Annotated in this window: 16 protein-coding genes; 5 read left to right on the forward strand and 11 right to left on the reverse strand. The window is 65.6% G+C overall.

The annotated features are described in order from the left end of the window. The first annotated feature begins 1 nt into the window (after window position 1). The 4 genes from HBF25_RS12245 (at window position 2) to HBF25_RS12260 (ending at window position 3,078) form a co-directional block, all read left to right on the forward strand. Window positions 2–721 carry a copper homeostasis protein CutC gene (locus HBF25_RS12245; RefSeq protein ID WP_166948796.1) on the forward strand — a complete coding sequence of 240 codons (720 nt, stop codon included), beginning with the start codon at window positions 2–4 and terminating at the stop codon, window positions 719–721. 13 nt (window positions 722–734) lie between these two features. Further along, window positions 735–1,241 carry a molybdopterin-dependent oxidoreductase gene (locus tag HBF25_RS12250; protein ID WP_166948798.1) on the forward strand — a complete coding sequence of 169 codons (507 nt, stop codon included), beginning with the start codon at window positions 735–737 and terminating at the stop codon, window positions 1,239–1,241. A 1,257-nt stretch (window positions 1,242–2,498) separates the two neighbouring features. Continuing rightward, entirely contained in the window at window positions 2,499–2,789 is a 291-nt protein-coding gene (locus HBF25_RS12255) for a hypothetical protein (RefSeq protein WP_166948800.1), read from the forward strand. Then, window positions 2,779–3,078 (forward strand): hypothetical protein, encoded by a 300-nt coding sequence (locus HBF25_RS12260; protein ID WP_166948802.1) that lies wholly within the window; start codon window positions 2,779–2,781, stop codon window positions 3,076–3,078. Before HBF25_RS12255 ends, HBF25_RS12260 begins: the two co-directional genes overlap by 11 nt. 783 nt (window positions 3,079–3,861) lie before the next feature. Here HBF25_RS12260 and HBF25_RS12265 read toward each other — a convergent pair. The 7 genes from HBF25_RS12265 to HBF25_RS12295 form a co-directional block, all read right to left on the reverse strand. Next, window positions 3,862–5,625, reverse strand: a complete 1,764-nt coding sequence (locus tag HBF25_RS12265; RefSeq protein ID WP_166948804.1) for an ABC transporter transmembrane domain-containing protein — start codon at window positions 5,623–5,625, stop codon at window positions 3,862–3,864. A gap of 73 nt (window positions 5,626–5,698) precedes the next feature. Continuing rightward, window positions 5,699–6,292 carry an IMPACT family protein gene (locus HBF25_RS12270; protein ID WP_250877529.1) on the reverse strand — a complete coding sequence of 198 codons (594 nt, stop codon included), beginning with the start codon at window positions 6,290–6,292 and terminating at the stop codon, window positions 5,699–5,701. Then, window positions 6,289–7,059: a hypothetical protein gene (locus HBF25_RS12275; protein ID WP_166948807.1), complete on the reverse strand. Its 771-nt coding sequence runs from the start codon at window positions 7,057–7,059 to the stop codon at window positions 6,289–6,291. The genes HBF25_RS12270 and HBF25_RS12275 overlap by 4 nt, the downstream gene beginning before the upstream one ends. Window position 7,060: 1 nt before the next feature. After that, complete coding sequence (locus HBF25_RS12280) at window positions 7,061–7,615, reverse strand: RNA polymerase sigma factor (RefSeq protein ID WP_166948809.1); 555 nt, start codon at window positions 7,613–7,615, stop codon at window positions 7,061–7,063. Window positions 7,616–7,755: 140 nt separating this feature from the next. After that, window positions 7,756–9,480: a vWA domain-containing protein gene (locus tag HBF25_RS12285; RefSeq protein ID WP_166948811.1), complete on the reverse strand. Its 1,725-nt coding sequence runs from the start codon at window positions 9,478–9,480 to the stop codon at window positions 7,756–7,758. Window positions 9,481–9,647: 167 nt separating this feature from the next. Further along, a complete protein-coding gene (locus tag HBF25_RS22550) occupies window positions 9,648–11,141 on the reverse strand; it encodes a diguanylate cyclase (RefSeq protein WP_166948813.1) in 1,494 nt (497 codons plus the stop codon). A gap of 107 nt (window positions 11,142–11,248) precedes the next feature. Continuing rightward, window positions 11,249–11,923: an NAD-dependent epimerase/dehydratase family protein gene (locus tag HBF25_RS12295; RefSeq protein WP_166948815.1), complete on the reverse strand. Its 675-nt coding sequence runs from the start codon at window positions 11,921–11,923 to the stop codon at window positions 11,249–11,251. Window positions 11,924–12,173: 250 nt separating this feature from the next. On the opposite strand from HBF25_RS12295, the gene egtB reads away from it, so the two are divergent. Next, entirely contained in the window at window positions 12,174–14,348 is a 2,175-nt protein-coding gene (egtB, locus tag HBF25_RS22555) for an ergothioneine biosynthesis protein EgtB (RefSeq protein ID WP_166948818.1), read from the forward strand. Between the two features lie 6 nt (window positions 14,349–14,354). Here egtB and pgaD read toward each other — a convergent pair whose 3' ends face one another. Genes pgaD through pgaA form a run of 4 tightly spaced genes read right to left on the reverse strand, consistent with a single transcriptional unit; the run spans window position 14,355 to window position 19,995 of the window. Beyond that, the gene (gene pgaD, locus HBF25_RS12305) at window positions 14,355–14,798 is read right to left on the reverse strand and encodes a poly-beta-1,6-N-acetyl-D-glucosamine biosynthesis protein PgaD (RefSeq protein ID WP_166948820.1); all 444 of its coding nucleotides are present in this window, start codon (window positions 14,796–14,798) and stop codon (window positions 14,355–14,357) included. After that, on the reverse strand, window positions 14,795–16,048 hold the full coding sequence (gene pgaC, locus HBF25_RS12310; protein ID WP_166948821.1) for a poly-beta-1,6-N-acetyl-D-glucosamine synthase: 1,254 nt from the start codon (window positions 16,046–16,048) through the stop codon (window positions 14,795–14,797). Before pgaC ends, pgaD begins: the two co-directional genes overlap by 4 nt. After that, window positions 16,045–17,919 (reverse strand): poly-beta-1,6-N-acetyl-D-glucosamine N-deacetylase PgaB, encoded by a 1,875-nt coding sequence (gene pgaB, locus HBF25_RS12315; protein WP_166948823.1) that lies wholly within the window; start codon window positions 17,917–17,919, stop codon window positions 16,045–16,047. The genes pgaC and pgaB overlap by 4 nt, the downstream gene beginning before the upstream one ends. A 6-nt stretch (window positions 17,920–17,925) precedes the next feature. Then, complete coding sequence (gene pgaA, locus HBF25_RS12320) at window positions 17,926–19,995, reverse strand: poly-beta-1,6 N-acetyl-D-glucosamine export porin PgaA (RefSeq protein ID WP_166948825.1); 2,070 nt, start codon at window positions 19,993–19,995, stop codon at window positions 17,926–17,928. Window positions 19,996–20,016 lie beyond the last annotated feature (21 nt).

Raw genomic sequence — 20,016 nt, forward strand, 5'->3', positions numbered from 1 at the left:
CATGGGTCTGCTTGAAGTTGCCGCCAATTCGGTGGCCTCCGCGTTCGCTGCTCAGGAGGGTGGCGCACATCGCGTGGAACTGTGTGCCAGCCTGGACGAAGGCGGGATCACGCCGTCACACGGCACGATCCGCCTTGCGCGCGAAGGCCTGCGCATACCGCTCTATGTGTTGATCCGCCCGAGATCGGGCGATTTTCTCTACGAAAACGACGAAGTCGAAGCGATGATCGATGACATCGAGCATTGCCGCAAACTGGGTTGTGCCGGCGTCGTGGTGGGCGCGCTGACCGCCGAAGGCGAAATCGATGTCGATACCTGCGAGCGTTTCATCGAAGCCGCGGGCCCGATGGGCGTGACTTTCCACCGGGCCTTCGATCTGCTGCCGGATCGCAGCGAGGCACTGGAGACGGTGATCGACCTGGGTTTCGAACGCGTGCTGACCTCCGGCGGCATGTCCAGTGCGGTTGCCGGTGCGGGCCCGCTTGCCCGGCTCGTTGCGCAGGCGGCGCACCGTATCGTGGTCATGCCCGGCGCGGGCATCGATCCGGAAAACATCGTGGCGTTGCGTGAAACGACGCGGGCACGCGAATTCCACGCATCGGCAAAGCGCCGGCTGCCCTCCGCGATGCGTCGCGTACCGGCGGATACGCTGGGCATGGGCGGTGGCGAAACTCGCACGGACGTGGCAACGGTGCGTGCGCTGGTCAAAGCGCTGGCCTGACGAGGATCAAAGAATGAAGCAACGAATCGTACTGGGCTGCGCGCTCGTCGCGGCCATCATGCTGGCACCACGCGCCTACGCCGCCGATAGCATTCGCTACATCGTGCCAGGCAAGCCCCCGGTCACGCTGGATGCGGCCGCTCTGGCAAAACTGCCTCATGCGAGTGCGCATGTCGGTGCCCATGGCGATACGCCCAGTACCTGGGACGGCATTGCCCTTATCGACCTGCTCCGGGAACAGGGCGCCCCGGTGGACAAGGCGTTGCGTGGCGCGGCGCTCGCGAAATTCGTACGAGTGACGGCGAGCGACGGTTACCAGGTGATCTTTACCCTCGGCGAACTCGACGCCGACCTGGGCGCGGAAAAGGTCCTGTTGGTCAATCGCCGCGACGGTCACCCCCTCGACAGCATGGATGGCCCGTTCCGCATCATCGTGCCGGTGGACGTCCGCCCCGCGCGCTGGATCCACAACGTAACCACCATCGAACTAGTAGACGGCTCCTCCCGCACATCCATGTAGGAGCGCGCCTCGCGCGCGACCGTCTGAAACGTAATGCTCCGTAGCGAAGCAAAGCTACCCCTACCGAAGGTGTGGGAGCCGATCGCATCGGCGATGTTGCGCTCCGTAGGAACGCAGCCCTTGTAGTGTTTCGCTCCGTAGGAAGGGCTCGCCTATCAGCCTCGCATCGGCGCGTGAGACGTGGCGGCGCACGAGGCGACGGGGGCAGCCCTTGGCGCTCCGGCCTGCGGTGTCCCTCGGGAAAGGAGGAGCCGCTGCGCGGCTCAGTGTCTTATGGCTTACGCCCCTTCGGGCCCGGGGAGCGTGCGGGGTTTTTCGACTCGGCTCCTGCCTCGGCGAAAAAGGCCGGCCTTCCTGGCCGGCCCCCTTCGGGCCTTTTCCGCCCACTCCCCTCACCTCCATCAAGTCGCGCCAAGGGCCGCCCCCGCCGCCTCTCCGCACGTGATCGCAGCGTGTTGTAGGAGCGCGCCTGCGCGCGACCGTTCATGGCGCAACTCATCATCGCCCCCATTCCACCGGTCGCGCGCAAGCACGCTCCTACAACGCAACACTGCTACCGGATGGGCAACCAACTTCACGACAACATATCCCCTGTAGGAGCGCGCCTCGCGCGCGACCGGTCAATACGAGGCGTTGATGGTGTTCGCGATAACCGGTCGCGCGGTGGCGTCACGACGGCAACACGCGGGCGGCGCCTACAGACAATTCTGTGTTGTTTTGCTACGTTGTCACCGCTGCCTGCGCTGTCGGTTCACTCGTACTCGCAGGCAGCCTTCGCTCCAAGGCGGTGGAGGCGTGGAACCGGGGTGATTACGAGTCACCCCGATCCCACTAACCACCGAGTCATCCTCAACTAGCGTGAACTAGCAAGGAGTCGTCCATGGCTATCTGCCATTCTACGTCACTCGTCCGCCCGCCGCTTCTCCGCGGTGGCCCACCCTCCGGTGCCCGGGCCGTTCCGGTCCTGCCCGAACGCGGTTGACGAACCGCGGCGTGAGCCGCGCCTCTAGCGCTTTGGCCTTGCCGTACACACCCGGCGCGTTGCCGGCTGCCCGGTGATGGCCCGCTGACGCCGCATCCACTTCGACAATCACGCCGCCCGGCGTCCGCTCACGGACACGCCGGAGAGCCTCATCGTCCCGGAGCGATGCGCAGCAAAACGTCAACCTGACGTTGCGTTACCCCGTGGCACGTTCATGGAATCCATGGCGTGCCACACCTGGGATGGGAGGGCGGCGCTGACCCATGGAGTCGTACATGAAGGACATCAACGAACACTGGATTCTGGAGGACGACGATGCCTCCACCGAACGCTTGCTCAATGAAGCGACGGAATGGCTGGCGTATGCGCAGGGGACGGCGCGGTTGCTGGCCGAGGTGGCGCATGAGGAAGCCGACGATGCCGATCACCGTGACCTGTCGCTGGCGATCGGTGGCGTGGCGGCGCTGGTGGCGGTGGGGCATTACTGCGTGCAGCGGGCGCATACACAGGTGTTGTTCGAGGCGCCGTCGAGGTACGACACCAGCGAGGTAAGCCATGGGCATTGAAATCGTGCAGATCACGATGGCGCTGGGGTTGATGGTGATCAATGTGCTGGTGTTCATGGATCGCCGCGAGGGAATGAGCCTTGCTACACGCGGTGCGCGCGGATTCGCGGTGGCGGCCTTCGGCAGCGCCATTGTGGCGTTGTTGGCCATGGATCAGCTGATGATCCAGGTATGGATACATCCGAAAGACGAAACGACGTTTGTGTTGTTTCGCCTCGCGATGACCGGAATGGGATTGGCAACATCAGGCGCCGTAGCCTTCTGGGTACTATCGCGCTGGAACGTGTAGGAGCGCGCCTTGCGCGCGACCGGTGGAGCGGGAGCGATGATGGGTCGCGCCATGAACGGTCGCGCGCAGGCGCGCTCCTACAAGGTATTCGCACCACGACCCCGTGTCCCTGTAGGAGCGTGCTTGCGCGCGACCGGTGGAACGGGAGCAGTGATGGGTCGCGCCATGAACGGTCGCGCGCAGACGCGCTCCTACAAGGTATTCGCACCACGACCCCGTGTCCCTGTAGGAGCGTGCTTGCGCGCGACCGGTGGAACGGGAGTGGTGATGGGTTGCGCCATGAATGGTCGCGCGCAGGCGCGCTCCTACAACAGCCTGCGATCACGATGGGGAGAGGCGGCGGGGGCGGTCCTTGGCGCGACTTGATGGAGGTGAGGGGAGCGGGCGGAAAAGGCCCGAAGGGGACGGGTCAGGATGACCCGTCTTTCTCGCCGAGGCACGGAGGCCGAGTCGAGAAACCCCGCACGCTCCCCGGGCCCGAAGGGGCGTAAGCCATAAGACACTGAGCCGCGCAGCGGCTCCTCCTTTCCCGAGGGACACCGCAGGCCGGAGCGACAAGGGCCGCCCCCGTCGCCTCTGCTCCGCCACGTTCCAGCGCCGAGTGCGAGGCTGATAGGCGAGCCCTTCCTACGGAGCGAGACACCACAAGGGCTGCGTTCCTACGGAGCGCAACATCGCCGAGGCGATTGGCTCCCACACCTTCGGTAGGGGGGCTTTGCTTCGCTACGGAGCATTACGTTTCAGGCGGTCGCGCGCGAGGCGCGCTCCTACAATGGGTTGGGGTCATGCTACGAACTGGAGGCGGGCCAGTTCGGCGTAGAGGCCGCCCTGTTGTAGCAGCTCTACGTGGGTGCCTTGCGCCACGATGCGGCCGCCGTCCATGACCACGATGCGATCGGCACGCTGTACCGTGGCGAGGCGGTGCGCGATGACCAGCGTCGTGCGGCCTTTTTCCAGGTGTTCTAGCGCATGCTGGATGGCGGCTTCCGACTGCGCGTCGAGCGCGGACGTGGCCTCGTCGAGCAGCAGCAACGGTGCATCGCGCAGAATTGCGCGTGCGATGGCGATACGCTGTTTCTGGCCACCGGACAGGCGTACGCCGCGTTCGCCCAGTGCCGCCTCATATCCCTCGGGTAGTGCGGAAATGAAGCTGTCAGCCTCCGCCAGCAACGCCGCATCGCGCACTTCCGCATCCGTCGCATCTTCGCGACCGAAGCGGATGTTGTCCGCTGCCGTGCCGCCGAAGATGATCGTTTCCTGCGGCACCAGCGCAATGGCTCCACGCAGTTCGGGTAGCGCGAGCGTGCGCAGGTCCACGCCGTCGAAACGGATCGACCCCGTGGCCGGATCGTGGAAACGCAGCAGCAGGCTGAAAACGGTGCTCTTGCCCGCGCCGGATGGGCCGACAAGGGCAACCGTCTCGCCCGGTGCAATGTCCAGGTCGAACTCGGCCAGTGCCAGCACATCGGGGCGGGTGGGATAGCGGAACGACACATGTTCGAAGCGCAGCGATCCGGTGACCGGTCGCGGCAGTGGCTCCGGTGCTTCCGGCGTCTTGATGACCGGCCGCTCGGCGAACAGCTCGCCGATGCGCTCCATGGCGCCGGCGGCACGCAGCACATCGCCCCACACTTCGGACAGGCCTGCCACCGACCCGGCGGCGAAGATCGCATACAACACGAACTGACTGAGCACGCCCGGTGCCAGTTCGCCGGAAATCACATCGCGTGCGCCTGCCCACAGCACCAGGGTGATGGCACCGAAGATCAGTACGATCACGGCCGCCGTCAGCACCGAGCGCATGCCAATGCGACGACGCGCCGTTGCCAGCGCGCGGGCAATCGCATCGCCATAGCGGCGGCTCTCGATTGGCTCGCGTCCGTAGGCCTTCACTGCCTGCACGGCGTTGAGGGTCTCGTTGGCGACGGCAGCCGCATCGGCAATGCGATCCTGGCTATGCCGCGAGAGCTTCTGCACGCGCCGGCCGAAGACCAGGATGGGCAGCATCACGGCGGGAATCACCAGGGCGGTGAGACCGGCGAGACGGGGGCTGGTCCAGGCCATGGCGGCAGCCGCACCGATCAGCATCACGGCGCTGCGCAGCGCCACGGAGATGCCCGAGCCGACCAGGGTCTGCACCACTTCGGTATCGGTGCCCAGGCGCGATGTCAGCTCACCCACGCGCGTGCTCTCGTAAAAACCCACGTCCAGACCCATCACATGGCGGTAAAGCGCCGTGCGCATCGATGCCAGCGAACGCTCGCCCAACAGGGCAATGCAGTAATAACGGGCAGCGGTGGCCAGCGCCAGGACCACGGCCACGCCGAATAGCGCGAGGAATGTGCCGTTGATCGTCGCCAGGTTGGAGGCGAGAAAGCCGCGGTCGATGATGTGGCGCACCGCCACCGGCAGCACCAGCGAGGCACCGGAAGACAGCGCCAGGAAGAATAGCCAGCCCAGCGCGAGGCCCCGGTGTGGCTGCAGGAAGGGCCAGAGGTGGCGTAGTGCGCCGATCTTGCGTGATTTCTCCCTGCGTTCTTCAGTCATGCGCGGCGCGATCCTGTGGGCTTTGTGGACGGATGGGGCCATCCGGTTCGCTATTCAATCGGTTTTGCCGGGTTTACTCCACCACCCGCGGCACGACACGGCCTCGCGTGGCGTCCGTGACCCGGGCGGCGATGGCGTCGAGACGGTCTTTCGGTGCCAGCACGGTCAGCTCGGCGCCATCCGCCACGAACACCTCGCGCTCGATTTCGCCACCCAGCTCGCGGATGCGTGCCGACACGAGAGCCAGGCCGGGAAAGTCGCAATGCATGTGCAGGCGGCCGGTCTCGACGATATCCACGCGCGGGGCCACGCGCAGGCATTCCGCCGCGCTGCCGCCGTAGGCCCGTGCCAGACCGCCTGCGCCCAGTTTGATACCGCCGTACCAGCGCGTGACCACCACGGCCACGCGGTCGCAGCCCTGGCCCTCGATGGCCTGCAGGATGGGACGCCCGGCCGTGCCGCCGGGCTCGCCGTCATCATGGAAGCGATAGGCATCGCCGATGCGATAGGCCCAGCAATTGTGGGTGGCACCGGCTTCGCTGACGGAGGCCATCCATGCCATCGCCTGGTCCGGGCTGGCGACGGGCGCGGCCCGGGCGATGAAGCGGCTCTTCTTGATCTCTTCCTCGTGGAGCCACGGCGAGGTGAGGGTTTGCAGTGCGCTCACCGCTCCAGGTCGCGCAGGTCTTGGGGCAGGTCGTAATGCGGATACGTACGACGCAGGACCTTCAGGGCATGCAGGGCATCGGCGCGACGGCCTTCGTCGAGCATCCGGCGGATGTCGGCCACCTGGGTGTCGGGGTCCGGCACGGTGGCTGGCCGGGAAGCCACCTGCGCGGTGTCTGCGGCTTGCAATGCCGGCGCATTGTCCAGCTTGAGGCGCGGTGCGGCGACGTACGTGCGCACTTCACCGGGAGCGGGCGGCTCCGCTGGGGAGGGGGGCGCTGGCGGCGCTGGAGGCACAGGCGGCGCCGGGGCTATCGAATAGGGCGCCATGGATTCCATGGCCGGCGCCGTTGTATGGACCGACTTCCGGGCCACCGGCGCCGGCGTGCGCGCGGCACGTCGCGTGGGGGCCACAGGTGCAGCGGATGTGTTGGTGACTTCGTCCACCGCCGGTGGCGGGGCCGCGACCGTGGCAGGGGCTTCTTCGCGAGAAGGGGATTTTTCCATGACAACCGGAGGCGGTGCATAGACAGGCTGCGTCTCGCGCAGCTGCCATGCAAGACCGGCGGCCAGCACCAGTACCGCCGCCGAGCCCAGGGCCAGCGGCCAGCGCGGCCGGCGCCGTGGCGTGGCGGCCTTTGCAGCAGCCAGCACGGCGGCATCGAGCGCCGGATCGGGTTCGGTCCGGGGCAGGCGCGCGTACAGGCCGGCGAGGTCGTGCTCGTCGGGCAGGTCGTCGTCGCTGGGCGCTGGCGTGTTCGGGTTCATGTCATTCGGCAACGAGTTCGCGGATACGGGCCATGGCGTAGCGAAGCCTCGACTTCGCCGTTTCGCGGCCTACTCCGGTGACGGTGGCGATCTCCTCGATGGACAGTTCGTTTTCCATACGTAGCACGAAGGCGGTGCGCTGTTCGTCGGGCAGGCTTTCCATGGCCAGCTGCATGCGTCGGCGCAGCTCGAAATCGGATAACGCATGCTCCGGTTGCTCGCGCTCGGGAGCGGCCTGGCTGGCGAATACCGCTTCGGTTTCTTCCTGTCCCGCATGCGGTCGTTGCTTGCGGAAGCTGTCGATGGCCAGGTTATGGGCGATCTGCAACAGCCAGGTGCTGAAGCGCGCCTCGGGCCGATAACGCGCGCGTGCGGCGATGACCCGGCTCCAGGTCTCCTGGAACAACTCGTCGGCCAGCGCGCGATCCTTCAGCGTGCGTAGCAGGAAGCGGTAAAGCGCTCCCTTGTGGCGCGTATAGAGCGTGGTGAAGGCAGCCGCGTCCCCGCCCGTCCAGGCCTGCATCAAGGCGGCATCGTCGGCCAGGGGTGCGTCCATGGCCGGGGAGGTTACGGCATCTTCGGGAGATAGAGAAATCCGCACGTGGATAATGTCGATACCCTGTAGGAGCGCGCCTTGCGCGCGACCGGTCATCGCGACAACCCGGTCGCGCGCAAGGCGCGCTCCTGCAACGAGGGTTACGGCGTCTGCATGCCGCCGGCCATATCGGCCAGCTTCGCCAGCTGCGCGCGATACCCGCCCGGGTCAGCGCCCAGTGCATCGCGAGCCAGGGTGGCGACCTTGTCATACCCGAACCCGTCGCTGTACTTCCCTCCGCGCAGGTTGTCGGCGAAGGCGGCCACCGCCGCGGCGAAGCGCATCCGCTCGCTCGGCGAGGTTGCCACCTGCGCGGAAAGCGGCTGCTCGATCAGCTTGCTGGCACCGCCATCGGCCGGTTTATAGCGCAGGCGCAGGAAAGCCAGTTCCGAGCCCTTGCCGGTAGCCGGCGTCGACGAGCCATAGCGCAGCGGGTCGATGCGTCGTGCCTTTGAATCCTTCAAGGTGACTTCATAGATGGCCGTGACATGGGCACCCGCACCGATCTCACCCGCATCCACCGCATCGTTGTTGAAATCCTCGCGGGCGAGCATGCGTTTTTCGTAACCGATGAGGCGGTACTCGGTCACCACGGCCGGATTGAATTCCACCTGGATCTTCACGTCCTTCGCGATGGTCATCAGCGTGGCGGACATCTCGTCCACCAGCACCCGGCGACCTTCTTCCAGGCTGTCGATGTAATGGTGGCTGCCATTGCCGACATCGGCCAGCTCCACGGCCATGGCATCGTTGTAGTTGCCTTCGCCGAAGCCAAGCGTCGTCAGCGCGATACCACTTTTGCGCTTGTCCTCGATGCGCGTCTTCAAGGCTTCGATGCTTACCGTACCCACGTTGAAATCGCCATCGGTGGCAAGGATGACGCGGTTCACACCGCCCTTGATGAAGCCTTTCGCCGCCTGCGCGTACGCCAGGTCGATGCCGGCCGCCCCGTTGGTGGAACCACCGGCATGCAAGGCATCGATGGCGGCGAGGATCTTCGCGTGTTCATTGCCGGCGGTAGAGCGCAGGGCCACGCAGGTGGCACCGGCATAAGTCACCAGCGACACGCGATCCTGGGCGCGAAGCTTCGGCACGATCTGGCGTAGCGAAGCCTTCAGCAGCGGCAGCTTGTCGGGTTCGTCCATGGAGCCGGAGACATCGACGAGGAAAACGAGATTCGCCGCAGGTATCTGGTTTGCAGGGACCTTGTATCCCTGGATGCCCACCAGCAGCAGTTCGCGATCGGCGTTCCACGGCGCATGGGCCAGTTCGGTAGTGACGCTGAAAGGCTGCGAACGGTCGCTGGGCAGTGCGTAGCCGTAGTCGAAGTAATTGATGAATTCCTCGCTGCGCACGGCATCGGCGGGAGGGAGCTGGCCTTGCTGGAGCATGTGCCTGACATTGGTGTATGAGCCCGTGTCCACGTCGATGCTGAAGGTGGATACCGGTTCGCTCGCCGCCAGATGCACTGGATTCGTATCGCGGTGCCGGTAATTGCTGGTATCCATCATGCCCGTTGGCATCACGGCCAGCCTGGCTACGGATGCTTGCCCTGCGGACGCTTCTTCGACAGCGTAGGCCGGCGGCGCCGCCGGAGAGGGTGGCGCGGGTGCGGCTGCCGCGGTGACCTGCACCCCGCCATAACGGGCGGTGGTCCGCCGCATGATGGGGGGCGTGATCTGTGCCTGGCCGCAATCCGCGGATCCGTCGTCCGTGGCAACGGGCACGCCGATCCGGGGCGTCGCGGGCGGCTGGCCGGCTGCGGCGCCAGCCGTGGCGACAAGGCCGGCGAAAAGCAGGGGCAGGGTGACGCGTAGCGTATTCATCTTGCATGGCCTCGCTTGGGGGACATGAAGGTGAAACGAAGCAGCAGGGCAAACGGGGTTAAAACCCCGGCTCGTGTAGGAGCGCGCCTTGCGCGCGACCGTTCATGGCGGCCAGCTACAGGAATCGTGGGGGCGCACGCCATGCCGGTCGCGCGCAAGGCGCGCTCCTACACGGGGCGGGGGGCCTCCGGGATGCTTTCGCTCATGGTGCCTACCCGGTTGCGGCCCGACTGCTTGGCACGGTAGAGCGCACGATCCGCTGCGTTCAGCAGGTCGAGCGGGCTACCGGAAGCACTGGCATGCAGGGTCGCCACGCCGATGGTGATGGTCAGCACGCCGAAGGGGCTCAGCGGGTGGGCGAGCGCCTGTCCTTCGACGTGCGAGCGCAGGTCTTCGGCGAGCGCCACGGCTTCCTGCAGGCGCGTGGCTGGCGCCACCACGGCGAATTCCTCGCCGCCGAAGCGGGCGATGAAATCGCCTGCGCGTAGTCCGCGCGCGAGCAGGGTGCTGGCGAGGGCGCGCAGGCAGTCGTCGCCGGCAAGGTGACCATAGCGGTCGTTGTATTCCTTGAAGAAGTCGACGTCGATCATGAGCAGGGCAATGGGTTCGCGTTGTGCAGGGCGATGCCATTCGCGCCAGAGCCGCTCGTCCAGCGCCCGACGATTCGCCAGGCTGGTCAGGCTGTCGATGAAGACCAGGCCTTCCAGTTCATCGCGACTGCGCGAAAGGCGGTATTCCTCTTCGACCAGATCGACCTGGGCCACCGTGCCGCGCAGGCCGATACCGAGCACTGCGGCGATGGCGCCGATGATGCCAAGCGTGGGGTAATCGGGAATCACCATCAACCCGAAACCCAGCACGCTGATGGCGAGAAAGGTAGGACTGGCACCCTGCACGAAGCGCACCAGGTAGACCGGCGGATGCCAATGCCTCTGGGGGTTACGCCAGGCTGTCGTCACGAAGAGCACCAGGAACGGCAGGTCGAGCACTGCATCCCATGGCGACGTACCGAATTCGGGATGACCACCCAGCGCGACGTAGTGGTTGTAGAAGAATCCCGAAATGGCATAGGTGACGAAGAAGGCCATCACCGCGCGGAAGAAGTAGTGATCGTTGGGTCGGTCGGTGGCAAGAAAACGCAGCAGGGCGGCGATGGCAAGGCAGCAGTTCTCGAAGTCCAGCATCCAGGCGACGTCCAGCGCTTGCGCCATGCCCGGAGCACCCTGCACGCTGACGATGGAAAAGGTGCGCACATAGAACAGCACGCCAAGCAGCGCGGCGAGGCACAGGTCGATGGCGATGGCCCACTGTTTACGCGCTGCCACGGGGGCCGACGACACGGCGACCAGCACCGGAAGCACGTACAGCACGTAAAGGAACATGCTGTAGCCCGGCGCCGGATTGTCGTTGTCGAAGACATAGCTTTCGCGTGCCGCAAGCCCCATGCCCACGGCCCAGAGCGACAGGCTGCCCAGCAGCAGCCACCAGCGATCGTCTCGCGGCGTACCGGAGCGATACCACGCGCGAAGCGTGGAGATCATGGCGATCGCGGCGACGGAGAAGAACGCCACATAGGACACCGTCATGCCCTGGACAGGGAAAGCGATGAGCAGGGCGGCGTGCGCGAATGCCAGCATCGTCGCGATGACGATGGGCTTCACGTCGCGATGTTCCTTGGCAGCGCCCCGAGGGCAGTCACGGCCCGGGAGACGGTCATTACGGTGGTCATGCCGACATGGTACGGCCCACAAGCGCCCAATGGTGAGGTTTAGCCCTTTCGCTGTGCGACTTCTTCGATATCTGCCATCTCAAGGATGGTCTTGCCGTAGCCGTTGCGCGCCAGTCCAAGTAGGGCCTGGCCGATCGACTCGGTTGTCGCCACGAGGTGGGGGAGCCATGCGCGCAATAGCGGCAGCAGGGGGGCGAAGATGGGATACAGCATCCGATAGGCCCGCGTGCGCGAAGTGACGCCATGCATCGGGCGGATGATGCCGGGCCGGATCGCATGCACGCGCCGGAAAGGAAGCCGCGCCAGGGCATTCTCGGTGCGGCCGCGTACGCGTGCCCACATCGTCTTGCCGTGCTCGGTGGAATCCGCACCGGCGCCCGATACGTAAACGAAGGTCATGTCCGGATCACGTCGCGAAAGCGCCGTGGCGACGGCGAGTGTCATGTCGTAGGTAAGACGGGTATACGTCGCCTCGTCCATGCGGAACGAGGTCACGCCCACGCAGAAGAAACATGCATCGAAGTGGCCGGGCAGGCTGGCGATGGCCGCCGGATCCGCGAGGTCCGCACGCACAAGCACGGTCAGCTTCGGGTGCGACACGGCGAGCGGGCTGCGGCCCACGGCGACTACTTCCGATACGTCTTCGGCGCGCAGGCATTCACGGAGCACGCCCTGGCCGACCATGCCCGAGGCACCAAATAAAAGGACACGCATGGGTATGCTCCAGAAAGGGGATAAATAAGTGAGTGAGCACTCATTATGAGAGCGTCTGGATGATTTGCAAGTGCATCAAATTCCGCCACGAAGTGTCCGATCCTGCCATTGTTGCCGCCCGGGAATCCTTGATGTGCGGACCTCTCGACTTGGAATGGCCGGGTGCCGAACGCACGATGGTTATCCGTCTTCCTGCGTCGGCCGCGTGCATAGCGTGGCCGGTCGGGACATCAGCCAAGGGACGTCACCCATGCAAGCCATTCTCGATTCCGATCCTGCGTGTACCACGGCCGTCGCCTGCACGACCGCCCGCCATGAACGCTCCCTCGCCGAACGTTATGCCACGCTGCGTCAGCGCACGCAGGCGCTGGTAGCCGCCCTTGATCCTGAGGACATGGTGGTGCAGTCCATGCCCGATGCGAGTCCGGCCAAGTGGCATCTTGCGCACACCACCTGGTTCTTCGAGACCTTCATCCTCGGGCCGAACGTACCCGGCTATACGGTGTTCGACGAGATCTTCGGCTTTCTCTTCAATTCGTACTACGAGGCGATCGGTCCGCGCCATCCGCGTCCCATGCGCGGGTTGCTGACACGGCCGTCCGTTGCACGAGTGATGGAATATCGCGCACACGTCGACACCCATATGCAGGTGCTGCTGGCGGAAGCCCTCGATGCGCAGACCGAATCCCTGCTGCGGCTGGGCCTGGCGCACGAGGAGCAGCACCAGGAGCTTCTGGTGATGGACATGCAGCACCTGTTCGCCCAGTCGCCATTGAAACCGGCATTCGACCCGGCATGGCCACTTCCAGCAGCGGGCCGTATCGCGCGCTTTCGTCGTGTAGGCGGCGGCCCTGTGCGCATAGGTGCCGCCGATGAGCCGTTTGCCTTCGATAACGAAGGGCCGCGACACACCGCGTGGCTGGAACCTTTCCATATCGCGGACAGGCTGGTCACCAACGGGCAGTGGCTGGCCTTCATGACGATGGGTGGCTATCGGCGGGCGGACCTTTGGCTTTCCGACGGCTGGGCACTGGCTCGGGAAGAAGGCTGGGAATCACCGCTGTACTGGCAGCGCGAAGGCGAGGTCTGGTCGCATATGACCCCGGCCGGCTGGCAGCCGGTGGACCCGGATGCACCGGTCACCCATGTCAGCTATTACGAGGCCGAAGCCTATGCGCGCTGGGCCGGTGCGCGATTGCCGACGGAAGCGGAGTGGGAGCATGCGGTGCGTTCGCGCCCCGGCCTGGAGCAGGTGGACGACGTGGCCTGGCAATGGACCGCCAGTGCATATACCCCGTATCCCGGCTTTCGCGCGACGGACGATGCCGTCGGCGAATACAACGGCAAGTTCATGAGCGGACAGATGGTGCTCCGGGGCGGCGCGAGCGTGACGCCGCCCGGCCACAGCCGCCCTTCGTACCGCAATTTCTACCGCCCCGGACAGCGCTGGATGTTCTCCGGCGTGCGTCTGGCCCGTGACGTGCCGGGTGAGCCTGAGGACGAACGCGACACCTTCCTGCGCGATACGCTGGCCGGTTTGTCGGCCACGCCGAAGTCCTTCTCGCCGAAGTACTTCTACGACGGCGCGGGTTCCGCGCTGTTCGAGGCGATCTGCGCAACACCGGAGTATTACCCGACGCGCACGGAAACCGCGTTGCTGGGGAGCATCGCAAGCGAACTGGTCACGTATCTTCCCGAAGGCGCAGCGTTGCTCGAACTGGGCAGCGGTGCCAGCGAGAAAACTCGTCTTCTTCTCGATGCCGCGCCGTGGCTGAGCGCCTATGTTCCCGTGGACATCAGCCCGGACGCATTGCAGGGAGCCGCAGAGCGACTACGAGCGGCTTATCCGTCACTTGAAGTGCATCCACGCGTGGCGGACTTCACCCGTGGCATCGAACTGCCCGACGACGTGGCAGGGCGACCCGTGGTGGCGTTTTTCCCCGGCTCCACCATCGGCAACTTCACCCCCGACGAGGCGGTGGAGCTGCTGCGTACCGTGCGATGCAGCCTTGGCAAGGGCACCCGTTTCATCGTGGGCGCCGACCAGGTGAAGGATACCGGTACGCTCATTGCGGCTTACGACGACGCGGAAGGTGTCACCGCCGCGTTCAATCGCAATGTGCTGGTACGCATCAACCGGGAGCTTGGCGCCGACTTCGACACGGGAGCGTTCGAACATCGTGCGATATGGAACGCGTACAAGGCTCGCATCGAGATGCACCTGGTGAGCCGCCACGCACAACGGGTGACAGTGGCGGGGCAGGTGTTCGACTTCGCAGCGGGCGAATCGATCCATACCGAGAACTCGCACAAGTTCACGCCGGCCTCCTTCGCGGCGCTTGCGCAGGCCGGTGGATGGATCGTGGAGCGTGAGTGGGTATCGCCCGGACCGGCGTTCGGGCTTTACGTGCTGAAGGCCGTTTAGCGGCCTTCAGCGGACCTCGTCGACAGTCATGAAGCCGTTGTCGGCCACGCTCACCACCGCGCGACGATGCCCCTGCATGCGAACGGCATCGTCGGTGGTGGCACCGATGGCGGCGGCCGTTTCCCCCACGCTCACGGGTGAATTGCCGCGGCGCTTCTGCTTGCCGGCGAAGCGTGCGTGGTTATAGGCCGACCAGCTGCTGAAGACCAGCGCGCAGATAAGGGCCACCACCAGCACGATATTGATGTCGCCGCCGTCGCCGATGGGGTCGAGCACATACAGCTGCAGCCAGGCGTTGCGCAGGCCGAAGGCCCAGGCGCCCAGGGTGATCAGCGGAAGCCACAGGAACACCCAGAACAGCCACGCCCCCACGGTGATCATCGTGAAGACGGCCTTCTGCGCGCGCGACTGGCGTTCCGGCCGCTGGATCATGATGGCATCGGCTTTCATCGCAGTCCCCGGTCCGGGCTGACCCACACCGCGCGCGTGCCCTTGCGCTTCATCAAGGCCTTGGGCATCGCCACGATGGAGGTGGCCGTGTTGAGCATCCAATACACCAGCGGATACCAGATCATCCAGTAGTAATTGCGGCCGATCCGCGTCTCGTAGCGGCGGTCCACCAGCAGGCTGATCAGGAACTGCAGCAGGCAGATCGCACCCAGTACCACGCCGTGCCATTGTGGCAGCAAGGTGTTGATGCGAAGCGAGTCCGGCAGCGGCACGAAGTGCCCGAGGACCCACAGCGTGACGATGATGGCCATGCTGTACGACCACAGCAGGCTCATCACATACTCCAGGGCCACGGGCCACATGCGCCGCTGGCGCCACTTGAACAGCTTGCCCGTATAGCGCAGCAGTACCTCGGAGCCACCCTGCGCCCAGCGCAGGCGCTGCTTCCACAGGCCGCGCAGGGTCTCGGGCATCAGGATCCAGCACAGGGCGTTAGGCTCGTAGCGGATTTCCCAATGACGCATCTGCAGGCGCCAGCTGACGTCGATGTCTTCAGTGACCATGTCGGTGTTCCAGTAACCGACATCGTGCAGGGCGCTCTTGCGGAAGCAGGCGATCACGCCCGACACCGTGAAGATGCGGCCATATACACGCTGGGCGCGCTTGATCAGGCCGATGATGGATGAAAACTCACCGACCTGGAGCTTGCCCAGCAGGGTGGAGCGGTTGCGGATGCGCGGGTTGCCGGTGACGGCCGCCACGCGCGGGCTTTCCAGCATGTGCGAGATGAGCCAGTGCGTGGCGTAGTCGTCGAGCAGGGCATCGCCATCGACGCAGACCAGGTAATCGGCATTGGATGCCAGAGCCGCAGCGCGCAGGCCCATGGCCTTGCCCTGGTTGCTCGACATATGGATCACGCGCAGCCGCGGGTACTGTTCCATCAGCTGGTCGAGCTGCGCACCGGTGTCGTCCGTGGAGCCATCGTTGATGGCGATGATCTCGAAGTGCGGGTACTGCTGCGAGGCCAGGTGGGCGATCGTCTCGCGCACCTGCTCCCCCTCGTTATGGCAGGGCACGATGAGCGAAACCATCGGGTATTCGGCCAGCTCGGGCGGCTTCACGCGCAACGGTTCGTTGCGTTCCCAGCGCAGGAAATAGATCACGCCGCCACTCATCCAGATCAGCGACATGATCAGCGGATAGTAGAACGCGAATTCCAGCAGGATGTGGAGGATGCCGCCCTGATTCATCGCGCCGGCTCCGGCCACGGGTAATCAGATGCCGAAATGAACGGACGGATGGTTTCCAGGTCCGGACGGTTGTGCAGGAAGTCATCCGGGTAATACCCGATATGCCATGCACCTTCGGACTGCACCGTGCGCATGCGCTGGCCCATCTCCGCTGCGGTAATCGGCTTGTTGGTGCGCCAGTCGTGCGAGGCGAATTCGAACACGGTGCTCTCGAAGGCCCCCGGTGTCGCAGCCACCTTGCGTGCAAGGTTACGGTACCAGCCGATCTTGTCCGACTGCTTGTCCAGCTGCGGCATCGCCATGATCGCCGTGAAATCGTAGGCCTCGTTGAACGTGGCGAGGTTCTGCGCCGTCCAGGCTTCGGCCTTCGGTTCGAACACGGGCAGGGCGAACATGTTGCGTGCCGTGCGCACCTGCGGCAGCCAGCGCTGCACACGCGTGGTGATCTCGTCGGTGAAGTCGATCAGCGCACGCGTCCTCTGCGCCGGGGTACGGTTGGCCCACGGACCCAGGTTGTCGGTGTCGCGCAGGTAGGCATCATCGGAGAACAGCAGGCCCGCCGCATCGGCGTGCATGGCCAGGTCTTCGTAGACGTCGCCGATCATCTGGCGCACCTTCGGGTCATACGGCGCAAGGCGGAAATGATCGCCGCCGGGCTTCGGTTCGCCGGCCAGCGTCGGCAGGTCCTTGCCATCGGGGAAGCGGAAGGCCAGCACCGGCAGCCAGGCGTATACGCGCACGCCGGCACGGGTGCGCAACTGCCAGGACACGCGCGAGAAGAGGTCTGCGCGCATCGGCAGGTGGCGGTTGGGGAAGTACACGGCGTCAGCCACGCCGTCGCCGTCGGGGTCCGCATAGGCCTGCAACCAGACCTGGCTGGGATGCATGCGCTTGATGCGGTCGAGCAGCTTCGACAGGTTGCGGTCCTGCTGCGCCGGGTCGGGGTCGTACACGTAGTCGAGATCCACCTGTACCGCGCGCACCGGATCGGTACGCGAGAGGTGGCGCATCAGCCAGCCCAGGCGGTTGGCGGTGATGTTGCCGCTGACCAGCAGGCGGGGGATGGTGCCACCCGCGCCCACGCGAGGCAGGCGGTCGCCCAGGCTGAAGGACACTTTCATGCCGACGCTGGCGGCCACGTTCTGGCCGACCTGCGTGTACGCACCGTAAGGCCACGCAACGGCGCGCGGCCGCACGCCGGTATGGGACTGGATTTCATCGGCGCTGTGGGCCAGGTCAGCCTGGATGCGCGCGATGTACTCGGCTTCGGTTTCGTAGTGCTTGGTCGCGTTGTCGTAGGCGACATGCGCGGCCGCCGGCAGCAGGTTGCCCTGCGGGTTGCCATTCATGCCCTGGTGCAGTGCCCACGAATGCGAGGCGAACTCCACGAGGCCCGACTTCTGCATCTCGGCCACCTGGTCCCAGCTGAGGAAGCAGGAGCGGTCGCAATCGCTGCCGTTGTAGGGCATGCGCTTGCCGGGGGGCAGGTCTACCCACGAACCCACGATGGCCTGCACGGCCGGGTAGTTGTAGGCACGCAGCAGGGGATAGACGCGGGTGTAGAAGCTCTCCAGGCCATCGTCGAAGGTGAGCAGCACGGCGTTGGGCGGCAGTGGCGCACCGCCATGGCCGGCCTGTACCACCTGTTCAAGACTCACGACGTGATAGCCGTTGCCCTTGAGCCAGTCGAAGTGGGCGATGAGGTGATCGGTACTGGTGGCATCCGGGTCGCGGTCGGCAAGGGTGCCGACATCGTCGCGGACGTCGTGGTAGGCCAGCACGATCAGCGGCGCCCGTAGGGGGGCGGCCGGCTGCGCGAAAGCAGGCAGCGCGAGGCCGAGCAGGGCCAGCAGTGACAACAGCGAACGCATGACTCGTCAGTCTCCCCAGTGCAGGGTCAGGTCGAGGACGACGCGGTGCTCGCGACGGCCGTCGTAAGGTTGGTTGTGCCAGGACACGCCCCAGCCCAGCCGGAAACCCTGCTGGGGCTGGAAGAACTGGCCATAGCGGACAGTGGCCATCCAGTCGCTGGAATAGCCCTTTTCGTCGTACTGGCCGAAGGCCACGTCGAGTCGCTGGGTAAGCGAGCGCTCGTAGAACTGGCTGATGACGTTTTCGAGGCGGCCGGTGATGGCGTAGCTGTTGTCGCGGCGCGGGTTGAAGTACGGCCGGTCGGTCTGCGTATTCATCGAGCCGCCGACCTCCACGCCACCATCGATGGTGAGGTTCGGCGCGGTGTGCAGCCGCTGCGTGATCGTGGCCAGCCAGCCGGTGCGCTTGTTGCCATCGCTGAAGTTGTCGCGTGACAGGCCCAGCTTCGCCTGGAACAGCTCGCTCGCTCGCCACGTGACGGCGGTGCTCAGTGTCTTGGCCGAGATGCCGTAGTACTGCGCGCGCAGCGGCGTGTCTTCGCCGGCCGTGCTGAAGTCGGCGTTGAGCAGCCAGTGGTCGGTCATGGCCCAGTTCACGCCGGCTTCGAGTGCCGTCTTGCCTACGTAGCGGTCGCTGGAGGGCAGGGCTTGTACATAGGCCTCGATACCGCGCCAGTAACCGCGCACGCCCAGACCGAAGCGGGTGCGGCGCACGTCGCCCTCGGGCAGGTCGGCCGTGGAGTAACGACCGAGCGCGAGTACACGCCAGTGATTGTCGATGAGCGGACTGGCAATGGTGGCCTGCGTGGCACCGTCGCGGTCGCCGTAGTCGGGGCTGGAGCCCTTGCCACGCTCGGTGGTGATGTCGAACTGCCAGCCCTTTTCGCGTTCCCAGGATTGCTCGGCGCGTTCGACGCGGCCGTTGCGGTCGGCCAGCGAACGGGCGATGGCCAGGTTTTCGTCGACGTCCTGGTAATCGTAGAGCGCACGTGCTGCATCGGCCTGGCCGATGTAGGCGCCGACGTCGCGTTCGTCGAGGGTGCCGGCGATGTTGAGATCCTGCTCCGCCAGGCGTGGCCAGCCACGGGCCAGCTCGGTCATGCCCAGTTCGCGGCGTACCTGCGCATTGGCGGGCGCTTCATTACTGAGCGGCACGAGCCGGTCATACGCCTCGGCCGGCATGTTCACGTATTCACGTACGACGGCGGCGTTGAGTTCGGCGTCGACCTTGCGCGGATTCTGCACGGGCAGGCGGATGCCGGGCACGCGGATCCAGGCCGGTTCCTTCGCTGCCAGCGTGTCGATGGTAGTGAATGCCTTCCTGGTCTGATTCGATTCCAGGTAGGCGTACATCAGGCCGATGCGCGGCTCGCTCTCGGCGGCATCGTAAGGGCCGGGATCTTTCGCGATCGAGTCTTCAAACATCGTCGCCGACTCGGCCGGACGGCGCTGCACCAGCAAGGCATCGGCAAGCGGGCGCTCGACGTAGGCCGGCAGGGTGACGCCATCCTTCTTCATCGCGTCATAGCGCTGCACGGCCTCCGCACTGCGGCCGGCCTGGTCCAGTGCCACCAGCAGGTCGAGCTGCTCGCGGCGACGCAGGTCGCCGGACAGGGAGGCGTCGTCGGTGAGTCGGCGCGCATCGTCCACCGCGCGATCCGCTTCGGCGTAAGGCTGGCGCGGATCGGCGGGCTCGCCGTTTGCCCAGCGGATCTCGTGACCGACCTGATCGGTCTCCAGGTGGAAGTGAGCGGCCTCGCTCAGTGGCGGGTCGAGCTCTGCGGCCAGCTCACGGGCACGGGTCGTGGCGCCGAGTTCGGTCAGCAGCGTCACGTTCATCGCGCGGGCCTCCCGGTCGTCGGGCCAGCGGTCGAGGATCGCCTGGCAATGCGCAAGCGCATCCACCCGGTGCCCCTGTTCACGTTCGGCGCGCACCTTCGCCATGAGGGCGTCGCGTTCGCTCGTATTCGTGGAGGCGAGGGCCAATGGGCCATGCAAAGCGATGATCAGCGCCAGGCAAAGCCTTGCCCGGGGCACGCGCGTGCTGCGCGGAGGTATCGTCGAAGTCAGTCCCATCCTGCCAGTTGACCTGCTATC

This window comes from Luteibacter anthropi (genome assembly GCF_011759365.1).
GTDB lineage: Bacteria > Pseudomonadota > Gammaproteobacteria > Xanthomonadales > Rhodanobacteraceae > Luteibacter > Luteibacter anthropi.